Origin of the sequence: Bradyrhizobium sp. SZCCT0148 (genome assembly GCF_018129985.1) — a bacterium.
GTDB classification, from domain to species: domain Bacteria; phylum Pseudomonadota; class Alphaproteobacteria; order Rhizobiales; family Xanthobacteraceae; genus Bradyrhizobium; species Bradyrhizobium japonicum_H.
On sequence record NZ_JAFCKT010000006.1, the window covers coordinates 283,459 to 293,374 of the forward strand.

Below are 9,916 nucleotides of genomic sequence, written 5' to 3' on the forward strand. Positions count from 1 at the left end.
CGCGCGATCAGCCAGACTGCTCGGGCATGAAGCGCGCTTGGCTGACTGACCCTCTCGGAGAGTAGCGCGCAAGCTCGTCATAAAGCGCCTCCGGCTGAATCGGCTTGGTCAAGAAGCTGTTCATGCCCGCGGCAAGGCAAATTTCCCGCTGGCCCACCAAAGCGTTGGCTGTCAGCGCGATAATCGGAACGGTCCGTTCCGAACCGCTCAGGGCGCGGATCGCCGCGGCTGCGGAAATGCCATCCATCTGCGGCATCTGCATGTCCATGAGCACGACGTCGTAGTGCTTGGCCTGAACAGCGGCGACTGCTTCTCTGCCATCGCAGACGACGTCCGCCTCGTAGCCGCGCCTCGCCAACAGCTTCGAGATCAGGCTTCGCAAGACCGCGTTATCCTCGGCAACCAAGATCGCGATCGGCTCTACGGAGGGTGCGTCTCGATCCGGCGCCAAAGCCGGCGCGGTCACCACTGGCGTAGTTGCCGTCTTGCAGCGCGCCGTGAACCGGAATTTGCTGCCCTGGCCGAGCTGGCTTTCGACAAAGACTTCACCACCCATGGTCTGGCAGAGCCGTTTGCAAATCGCCAATCCAAGTCCGGAGCCACCGTATTTGCGCGAAATCGACGTGTCCGCCTGCGTGAACGGATTGAAGAGGCGCCCGATCATTTCGGGCGCAATGCCGGTTCCGGTATCGGCGATTTCAACTTGAAGCTCGACGTCGTCACCAGCCAGGACGCGGTGCGACACCGTGATGTCAATCGTGCCTTTGGCAGTGAATTTGACCGCGTTGCCGACGAGATTGAGAAGGACTTGGCCGATCCTGCTCGGATCGCCTAGCAGAACGGTCGGAAAATCGTCGGCAAAGCACGATGTGATGGTAAGGTCATCGCCCGCCTTCGCAGCCATCAGTGAAACAACCGATTCGACGGTGTTTCGCATATTGAATGCGACCATCTCCGGCACGAGCTGGCCGGCCTCCAGCTTGGAGAAATCCAGGATATTGTTGACCACCGTCAGGAGGTTGGTGCCCGATTCCTGGGCCACCTTCGCCAGCCCCTGCTGCTCCTCGTTGAGCCTGGTGCTCGTGAGCAAATTGATCATGCCCATCATCCCCGCCATCGGCGTGCGGATTTCGTGGCTCATCATTGCAAGGAAATCGGATTTCGCGCGGTTGGCCGCCTCGGCCGCCTCTGTTGCCGCACTTAGCCGCTCATTGGACTCGCGCAGCTTGGCCGCCTCGCTCGCCAGGCGGTGCGTGATTCGCCATATGACCGTGCCGAGACCGGCAAACAGCGCGATCAGCAAGCTTGCCTCACCGAGCCTGCGATACGTGTTTTCGACCCACGGCTGCAGCAGTTCGTTCGTATCCTGGGCAACCGCCACGACGATTGGAATGGCAGTCCCCGTCGTATAACTGTTCAGACGACGCACGCCATCGGTCGACGAGACGATTTCGACGTTGCCCGAAGGCGCGATTTTAAGCTGCTGGAATATGCCGCTTTTGGACATGTCCCGGCCGACATTGGCATCCGAGAACGGCCGCCGGACCAGCAATTTTCCGCTCAGTGATGCCAGCAGGATCGCTCCGTTATCACCGATGTGAAGCCGGTCGTACAATTCCTGGAAGTACTCTGTCTTGATCGCCGCAAGGACTACTCCGCCGAAGGTGCCATCCGGACCGTTGAAACGCCGCGAAACCGGGATGAACCACACCTTGTTGGCACGCCCACGGATGGGCGGGGCAATATAAAGTCCCGCATCAAGATCGGCGCGATGATGAATGAAATAGTCGCGATCCGCGAAGTTTGCCCCTGACGGCGTCTCGACCGAACTGGCCATGACTTCCCCACTCGCATCGATTACGGCGAAGCTGAGAAATTGGGGAGAGTGCTGGATCTGCTGCGCGAACATTGCCTTGACGAGCGCGCGTTCGTCGCTGGTAAAGGGGCTATGCTCGAGCCTGAACACCGTGGCGAGGAGAAGTGCATCTGCCGTCCTGAAGGTCAGCTCCGCCTGCTGCAAAAGCGAGTTGGCGAGGTTGGCATTCTCCTTCTTGCCGTTATCCAGGACAAAAGCGCGCTGCTGCACGACGTGAACGGCTTCAACGGCCAGGAACGCAAGGCATGCCACCACGATCAAAGCGGTGGTCCGCCTTGTCGCGGAAAACCATGTCTTCCCCCTTGGTTCGAGCTTTTCAGCCATCGCTGCGCGCGTCTTTGCTTCGAGATCGGTCCGGACGAGCTGAAGGGGAAACGATTGACATTGGGTAATGTAGCGCGACCGTACAAACACGGGATCGGGAGATGGACGTTCGCTGCCGGCGGGCAGCCGCACGTCAATTGCCGCACCGGGGGATCAGATAAGTCGCCAGACTTTTTGCGACATCGATTGCCATGAGCGCGGCCGGTCGCCTTCGTTTTCGCACGAGTCCGCGTCAAGAGTGCATAGGGCAGCTTGAGCGGCCCAACTCACCCGCCTGTATCTTTGGCGTGAAACGATTTTTAGGGAAGTTGACTAGATATCAACTCGTGGATGCGACCGTTGACAATTGACGGCTAAGCCCAGGCGTGGATCAAGATCCATTGGGAAACTGCACCTTACAGCGAAGTCCGGCCGGGAGCTTGTTGTCGGGATTGGGAAGTAGAAGCCGGATTCCGAAGGTGCCGCTTCTGGCATCGATGAGAGGATCGATCACCTCGACCTTCGCGACGTAGCGCCCCCCTACTGGCTCCTCGCCCGTCACCGTTGCTTCCATGCCGGCCTTGATAGTCCCGTACAGCGCAATCGGGACGAAGACCTCGACATTGAGCGGATTGATCTGGGCGATGGTCATGATCGGCGCCTGGTCGTAGGCGTATTCTCCGCCGAGGAGATTGCGCTCGGCCACCACACCGTCGATCGGGCTTCTGACCGAGCGTAACTTCAGGACCTCTTCCGCCCGCTGGACTTCGAGCTGCGCGATGCGGAGGTTGGCCTGCGCCTCGCGCAGATCCTGACTTGCCACGCCGAAATCGGATTCGATCTCGTCGAGGGCCGCGGCGGAGGCCGCGCCCTTGGCCATCAGGCTCGTCGTTCGTTCGCGCTTCTTGGTGAGGAAGACCAGGCGCGCCTCCCGCGCCTTCACGGTCGCATCGCTCTCCGCCTTGGCCTTGGCAAGATCCAGCAGTGCCTGATCGACCGCGGATTCGAGTTGGGCGACGATCTGGTCTTTGCGGACGATATCGCCGCGATCGACCAGGACCTCCCTCAGCACGCCGGAAACCGGGGTCGCAAGCTTGATCTTGAGGCGGGGTTCGAGGATACAATCGAAGGTTCTATTTTGTGCAAAAGCACAATCCTGCATTGCAACCGAAAGCCCGAAGATGGGGAGAACGAGCCATCGCACCAAACGGCGCTTAGAAAGGATTTTTTGCAAGCGCTTTACCTTCAATAAGCCTCGACCACGGCTTCCCTAACCCGATGGGAACATTGCGTTCCCCGCGGCAAGACCCGATACTGGACACATACAGAAATACATTTCTTGCAGTCTATTCTCAGCAGGCCCCAAGTGCCAACACCGGACCAGGTCATAACATTGCGGGATGCCCTCGAGCACGGGGCCAAGCCGGACACCAGCCCTTGGGCGGTTCTGGCCTCAGCGCGCGATGTGCCCGAATTTGGCCAGGCTTGGTTGCGTCTGCAATGCGAGCAGATCGCCGGCGCGACCGCCGCGCTGCTGCTGCTCGACGACGGCGAGGGTCATTTCTCGAGCGTCGCCGGGTGGCCCAATCCGCGTCAGGATCTTTCGTTTCTCGCGGGCACGGCACAACAGGCGTTGACCCGCAAGTCCAGCTTCGTCGACCAGGCACCAGGCGCGGGCACGGCGCAAATCGGCCAGCCAATCGAGAGCCAGGGCCGGCTCGCAGGCGTGGTGGTCTTCGAACTGAAGCGGGTGACGGACATCCCTGCCGTGATCCGGCAATTGCGCTGGGGTGTCGGCTGGCTCGAAGTGCTGCTGGTCCGGCAACGAAGCGGCAACGACGCGGCCAAGCTGGCGCGCACCGGGTTCGCGATTTCGATCCTGTCCGAGGCGCAGCAACATTCGGCCTTCCGGGCCTCGGCCCTTTCGATCGCGAACGAACTCGCAAGCCGGCTCGAGTGCAATAATGTCAGCGTGGGCTTCGCCCACGGCAAGAGCATCAAGCTCACCGCCATGTCGCATGCCGCGGTGTTCGGCGAGCATAGCCAGATCGTTTCGACGATCGAGAACGCGATGGAGGAGGCCGCGGACCAGAACGCTTCGGTGGCGTATCCGCCCACCGCGGGGACCGAGCGCCGCATTGCGCTTGCCCATGAAGATCTGGCCAAGCGGCTGGGCGGCTCCGCGGTGGCATCGGTGCTCATGACCAACGGCGTCCGCCCCGTCGGAGTGATTTTGCTCGAGCGGGACCGCGACAAGGCCTTCGACGACGCAGCGATCGAAACCCTGGAGGCCGTCGCTGCGCTGGTCGGCCCGGGCCTGGAGACCAAGGCGGAAACGAACAAACTGATCGCCGGCCGCGCGGTGACCGCGATCGGCTCCGGCGCGCGGGCGGTGTTCGGTCCCGGACGACCGGCCGTCAAGCTCGCCGCGCTCGTCGTGGTGGTCGTGCTCGGCACCATGGCGTTTGCCAAGGGTGAATTCCGCGTCACCGCCAAGGCCGTCGTCGAGGGCGCCGTGCAGCGCTCCATCGTGGCGCCGTTCGACGGTTATGTTGCGAGCGCGCCCGTCAAGGCCGGGGATCTCGTCGAAGCCGACCAGGTTCTCGCGACCCTCGACGACCGCGAACTCAAGCTCGAGGCCGCGCGCTGGAAGAGCGAGCGCGACCAGCAGTCGCTGAAATACAGTGATGCCATGTCCAAGCACGACAGGTCGGTTGCGCTGGTCGTGTCCGCCTCGCTGGAGCAGACCGCCGCGCAGCTCTCGTTGATCGAGGACAAGCTCGCCCGTGCGGCGATCGCGGCACCTTTCCGCGGCGTCGTGGTGTCGGGAGACCTGCGCCAGCTCGTAGGCTCGCCGATCGAGAAGGGCAAGGTGCTGTTCGAGGTCGCACCGCTGGAATCGTTCCGGGTCATCCTGCAGGTCGACGAGCGCGATATCGCATTCCTGTCCGAAGGCCAGCAGGGAACCCTGGTTCTCACCGGCCTCTCCAGCGACGCCGTACCGTTCACCGTCAAGCTCATCACGCCCGTGGCAACGGCGTCGGAGGGCCGCAACCAGTTTCGCGTCGAAGCCGCCGTTCCAGGCGAGGCTCCCTTGCTGCGGCCCGGCATGGAGGGCATCGGCAAGATTTCAATCGACCGCCGTCCGCTGCTGTCGATCTGGACGCGTTCGCTGATCGACTGGATCCGGATCACCGCCTGGAAATGGCTGCCCTGACGCCATGAGGGAGAATTTCCTCGACGCATCCTGGCATCGCATCGGCCCCTTGAAGCCGAAGCTGCGGAGCCACGTCCGCGTGCACCGTCATCGCTATCACGATAGTGCCTGGTACGTCGTCGAGGACACCGCTTCCGGCCGTACACACCGCTTCACGCCCGCGGTATATTTGTTCGTCGGCCTGATGAACGGACAGCGCACGGTCGACGAGATCTGGCAACAGGCGGTGTCGCAGCTCAAGGATGACGCGCCGACGCAAGGCGAGGTCGTCAGCCTGCTGGCCCAATTGAACAGCGCCGACCTCCTGCAAACCGACATAGCGCCCAACGCCCAGGAAATGCTGGCGCGATACGATAGATACGCCAAGGCCAAACGCCGCGGCAGTTTCGGCAATCCGCTCGCCATGCGCCTGCCGGTGTGGGACCCCGATCGCTTCCTGGAAGCGACGCTGCCCGTCGTTCGTCATGCATTCACCGGGGTGGGCGCTGCTCTCTGGCTGGCGACCGTGCTGGTTGCGCTGATCCTGATCGGGATCCACTGGAGCGAACTCTCCGAAGGCATGTCGGATCGCATCCTCGCGGCGGAAAGCCTGCTGCTCACCGCCATGGTGTTTCCGGTGCTGAAGTTCTTCCACGAGCTCGGCCACGCCTACGCCACCAAGATCGGCGGCGGCGAAGTTCACGAACTCGGGCTGATGGTGCTGGTATTCGCGCCGGTGCCTTATGTCGATGCATCCGCCTCGATCGCGTTCCGCAGAAAATGGCGCCGTGTCCTCGTCGGCGCGGCCGGCATGCTGACCGAGTTATTCGTGGCCGCAATCGCCATGGTGCTGTGGACGTTGGTCGAACCGGGCCTGGTGCGATCGCTGTTGTACCAGACCGTGCTCATCGCCGGCGTCTCCACCGTCCTGTTCAACATCAATCCGCTGCTGCGCTTCGACGGCTACTACATCCTGTCCGACATCATCGAGATTCCCAATCTCGGCGCGCGCTCGACGCAATATTGGACATGGCTGGTCAATCGCTATGGATTTGGCCTCCACGACTCCCCTCCCTCGGCCACGGCTCGCGAACGGTCCTGGTTCGTGACCTATGCCCCGCTGGCACTGGCCTATCGCATCCTGATGTTGTTCAGCATCTCGCTTTTCGTGGCCGCGCATTACTTCGTCATCGGCGCGCTGATTGCCGGCTGGGGGCTTTTGATTGGCCTCGGGCTTCCCGTCTACAAGAGCGTCAAATATCTGCTCACGGCGCCACGGCTGGAGAAGCGGCGGTTTCGTGCCATTGCCATCAGCCTTGCGGGTGTGGGCGTGTTCGTCGGCGCGATCTTCCTGGTCCCGGTGCCGCTCTATAGCGTCTCGGAAGGCGTGGTCTGGCTTCCCGAGGAAAGCTATGTCCGTGCTGCCGACAACGGTTTCGTCAGCAAGGTGCTGGCAAGCTCCGGCGCCGACGTGCATCCGGGCGACGTGCTGGTCGAGGCCGACGAGCCCGAACTTGACGCCAGGATCAAGGTCCTGCAATCAGAGATCGGCGGCTTGCGACGAAGGCTGGCGTCCGAGCAATTCACCGATCGCAATCAGGCGGAGATTACGCGGCAGGAAATCGCGCTCAAGCAGACCAATCTGGGCCGGGCGGCGGAACGTCGCGATGCCCTGACGGTCCGCAGCAGTGTCACCGGCACGTTCCTGTCTCCGGCTTCGCAAGACCTTCCCGGTCGCTACGTCAGGCGCGGCGACGTGCTCGGCTATGTGGTCTTCCCGCAATCGCGCATCGCCCGGATCGTCGTCCCGCAGGACGACATCGATCTCGTGCGCAACAGGCTCGCGAAGATGGACGTCCGCCTGACCAACCAGCCGTCGATCAGCTATCAGAGCAAGATCGTGCGCGAGGTCCCCGCTGCGTCCGACCGCCTGCCGAGCCGGGCGCTGACCGAAGCGGGCGGCGGACATTTCGCGGCCGACCCTCGGGACAGCAATCAGCTCAAGACACTGGCCCGCACGTTCCAATTCGATCTCGAACTGCCGGCCGGGGCCGCCCGCGCGAACTTCGGCAGCCACGTGCTGGTCCGGTTCGACCATGGTTTCGAGCCGCTCGCCGCCCAATGGTATCGGCGGATGAGGCAGCTGTTCCTGTCGCGGTTCGAGGCCTGATGGCAAGAACAGCGGACAGGGACGAGGCCTGGCGCTCGCGCAGTCCTTACGCCGAGCGCGGCGACGTCAAGATCGCGCCGCTGGATTTTGCGCTCACGCGAACTTTCGGCGGCGTGCTGTCACGCCTGGAGAACTACGCCGGCAAGCTCGCCCGCCGCGTCAAGCTCGCAGACGCATGTGCCGCTTCCTTCACCGGCCTCAGCGACGACGAGCTCGCCGCTGCGGCGCGGCAATTGCGCGGCCCCCTCCTGCGCCACGGTTTTCGCCAGGACCTGGTCGCGCAGAGCTTCGCTCTGGTCCGCGAGGTGACCTTCCGGCAGCTCGGCCTTCGTCATCATGCGGTGCAGCTGATGGGCGCCTGGACGATGATCGACGGCCGTTTCGCCGAGATGCAGACCGGCGAAGGCAAGACGCTGACGGCGCTGCCGGCCGCGATCACCGCCGCGCTGTCTGGCCGCCCTGTTCACGTCATCACGGTGAACGACTATCTCGCGGCGCGCGATGCCGAAGAGCTCGGGCCGATCTATCGCGCCCTCGGCCTCACCGTCGGGGTGATCCAGCATGACGACGAGCCGGAGCAGCGGCGCGCCGCCTACGCCTGCGACGTGACGTACGGCGTCAACAAGGAGATCGCCTTCGACTATCTGCGCGACGGGCTCAAGCTCGGTAATCGCCGCAGTCATGCCAGCCGGATGGCCGGAAAGCTTGGCGGTATCGACATGCCGCCGCTGCTGCTGCGCGGGCTGAACTTCGCCATCGTCGACGAAGCCGACAGCATCCTGATCGACGAGGCCCGGACGCCGCTGATCATCGCGGGTGCTGACGACAATCCACTGCCCAACGCCGTATTCGCGCAGGCGCTCGGCTTTGCTGAAAAGCTGAAGCCGAAGATCGACTTCCTGATCTCGGGCAACGCGGGACATGCCGAGCTGACGGCCGCCGGATCAGCGTCGCTCAAGACGCTCTGCCAGGGACTGAGCGGGCCCTGGGAGGCGCGCAGGGCTCGCGAAGAGCTGGTCAATTACGGGCTCGCGGCCCTGCACCATTACAAGATCGACCAGCACTATGTCGTGGTGGACGGAAAGGTCGAGATCATCGACGAATTCACGGGGCGCATCGCCGAGGGACGGTCTTGGCAGCACGGCCTGCATCAGCTGATCGAGACCAAGGAAAAATGCGAGATCACCGCGCGCCATCAGACCCAGACCAGCATCACCTATCAGCGCTTCTTCCGGCGATACCTGCATCTCTGCGGGATGTCCGGGACGATCTCGGAAGTCGCCGGCGAGCTGCGCGCCGTCTACGGCGTGTCGGTGGTCCGGATCCCGACGCACCGGCCGAGCCGACGCAGCTCGCGCGGCACACGGGTGTTTCGCACGAGCGAGCAGAAATGGGCGGCCGTGGTCGAGAGCGTTCGCGCCGGACATCGCGAGGGACGGCCGACGCTGATCGGAACGCGGGCGATCGAGACATCGGAGCTGTTGTCAAAGCTGCTCGACAAGGCGGGCATCGCGCACGTCGTCCTGAACGCGCATCATGACCGGGACGAAGCCGCGATCATCGCCGAAGCCGGACGCGCGGGCCGCGTCACAGTGGCGACCAACATGGCCGGCCGCGGCACGGACATCAAGCTCGGACCCGGTGTCGAGGTCGCCGGCGGTCTCCATGTCATGCTGACCGAATTTCACGAATCTGCACGCATCGATCGCCAGCTGATCGGCCGCGGCGGGCGGCAAGGCCAGCCTGGCACTTACGAAGTCATCGCGGCGCTCGACGACGAGCTGCCGAGCATCTTTGCCCCCGCCCTTACCGGTCTGCTCGAGCGCATGCTGGCTGGCAAGGAGGCGCCGCTGCCCAAGGCGCTAGCCCATATCCTCCAACGCTCCGCGCAGAGCCGTGCGCAACGCCTGCAATACCGGATCAGGCAGCAGACGCTCCGGCTTCAGGACCAGCGAGACAGCATGCTGGCCTTTGCGAGGCCCGATTGAGCCGTCGCAGCGCAAGGCCCGTCCGAACTATCTGATCTCGCCGTGCCGCGCCTCGTGATCATGCACGAGCTTCGTCATGAGCTCCAGCAGGCGCTTGGCCGCGCCGGGACTCAGAATGATGCGATGATGCAACTGGATCTCACGCGGCTGCGGTCCCATGTCCCAGTCCTGGTTCACGCCGAAGGACAGCACGACCTCCTCCCGCGTGCTGTTGCCGCTGACCACGTTGCAATACGAGCTCTTCAGCGCGGAGGTGTCGACCTTGATTCCGGGTTGGGCCGGAGCCGCAGCGGCCGCGCTGCTCGGTTGTGCGGCCGAATTCGGCGTGTCTTTTTCGTTGGACATGGGTTCTGGACTTTCTTCTGCTTCCTCGACGATCCGCG

Annotated in this window: 6 protein-coding genes; 3 read left to right on the top strand and 3 right to left on the bottom strand. The window is 63.4% G+C overall.

Annotated features, from left to right (window positions below):
* Positions 1 to 7 precede the first annotated feature (7 nt).
* Positions 8 to 2,200, bottom strand: coding sequence for a hybrid sensor histidine kinase/response regulator (locus JQ580_RS20505; protein ID WP_212282026.1), 2,193 nt, complete (start codon positions 2,198 to 2,200; stop codon positions 8 to 10).
* 370 nt (positions 2,201 to 2,570) lie between these two features.
* Complete coding sequence (locus tag JQ580_RS20510) at positions 2,571 to 3,341, bottom strand: efflux RND transporter periplasmic adaptor subunit (protein ID WP_212282027.1); 771 nt, start codon at positions 3,339 to 3,341, stop codon at positions 2,571 to 2,573.
* Between the two features lie 231 nt (positions 3,342 to 3,572).
* Between JQ580_RS20510 and JQ580_RS20515 the strand changes: the two genes are divergently transcribed.
* From JQ580_RS20515 to JQ580_RS20525, 3 genes are read left to right on the top strand one after another with little or no spacing between them, the layout of a single operon-like run.
* Positions 3,573 to 5,396, top strand: a complete 1,824-nt coding sequence (locus tag JQ580_RS20515; protein ID WP_212282028.1) for an efflux RND transporter periplasmic adaptor subunit — start codon at positions 3,573 to 3,575, stop codon at positions 5,394 to 5,396.
* 4 nt (positions 5,397 to 5,400) lie between these two features.
* Positions 5,401 to 7,545, top strand: a complete 2,145-nt coding sequence (locus JQ580_RS20520) for an HlyD family efflux transporter periplasmic adaptor subunit (protein WP_212282029.1) — start codon at positions 5,401 to 5,403, stop codon at positions 7,543 to 7,545.
* A complete protein-coding gene (locus tag JQ580_RS20525) occupies positions 7,545 to 9,533 on the top strand; it encodes a preprotein translocase subunit SecA (protein ID WP_212282030.1) in 1,989 nt (662 codons plus the stop codon). The genes JQ580_RS20520 and JQ580_RS20525 overlap by 1 nt, the downstream gene beginning before the upstream one ends.
* A 27-nt stretch (positions 9,534 to 9,560) precedes the next feature.
* On the opposite strand, the gene JQ580_RS20530 is transcribed toward JQ580_RS20525, so the two are convergent.
* Positions 9,561 to 9,878, bottom strand: a complete 318-nt coding sequence (locus JQ580_RS20530; protein WP_212282031.1) for a DUF3467 domain-containing protein — start codon at positions 9,876 to 9,878, stop codon at positions 9,561 to 9,563.
* Positions 9,879 to 9,916 lie beyond the last annotated feature (38 nt).

What these genes read in the sequence shown, in the direction of transcription:
- JQ580_RS20530 (WP_212282031.1), bottom strand. Translation starts at nt 9,878, where the DNA reads ATGTCCAACGAAAAAGACACGCCGAATTCGGCCGCACAACCGAGCAGC.
- JQ580_RS20525 (WP_212282030.1), top strand. Translation starts at nt 7,545, where the DNA reads ATGGCAAGAACAGCGGACAGGGACGAGGCCTGGCGCTCGCGCAGTCCT.
- JQ580_RS20510 (WP_212282027.1), bottom strand. Translation starts at nt 3,341, where the DNA reads ATGCAGGATTGTGCTTTTGCACAAAATAGAACCTTCGATTGTATCCTC.
- JQ580_RS20505 (WP_212282026.1), bottom strand. Translation starts at nt 2,200, where the DNA reads ATGGCTGAAAAGCTCGAACCAAGGGGGAAGACATGGTTTTCCGCGACA.
- JQ580_RS20520 (WP_212282029.1), top strand. Translation starts at nt 5,401, where the DNA reads ATGAGGGAGAATTTCCTCGACGCATCCTGGCATCGCATCGGCCCCTTG.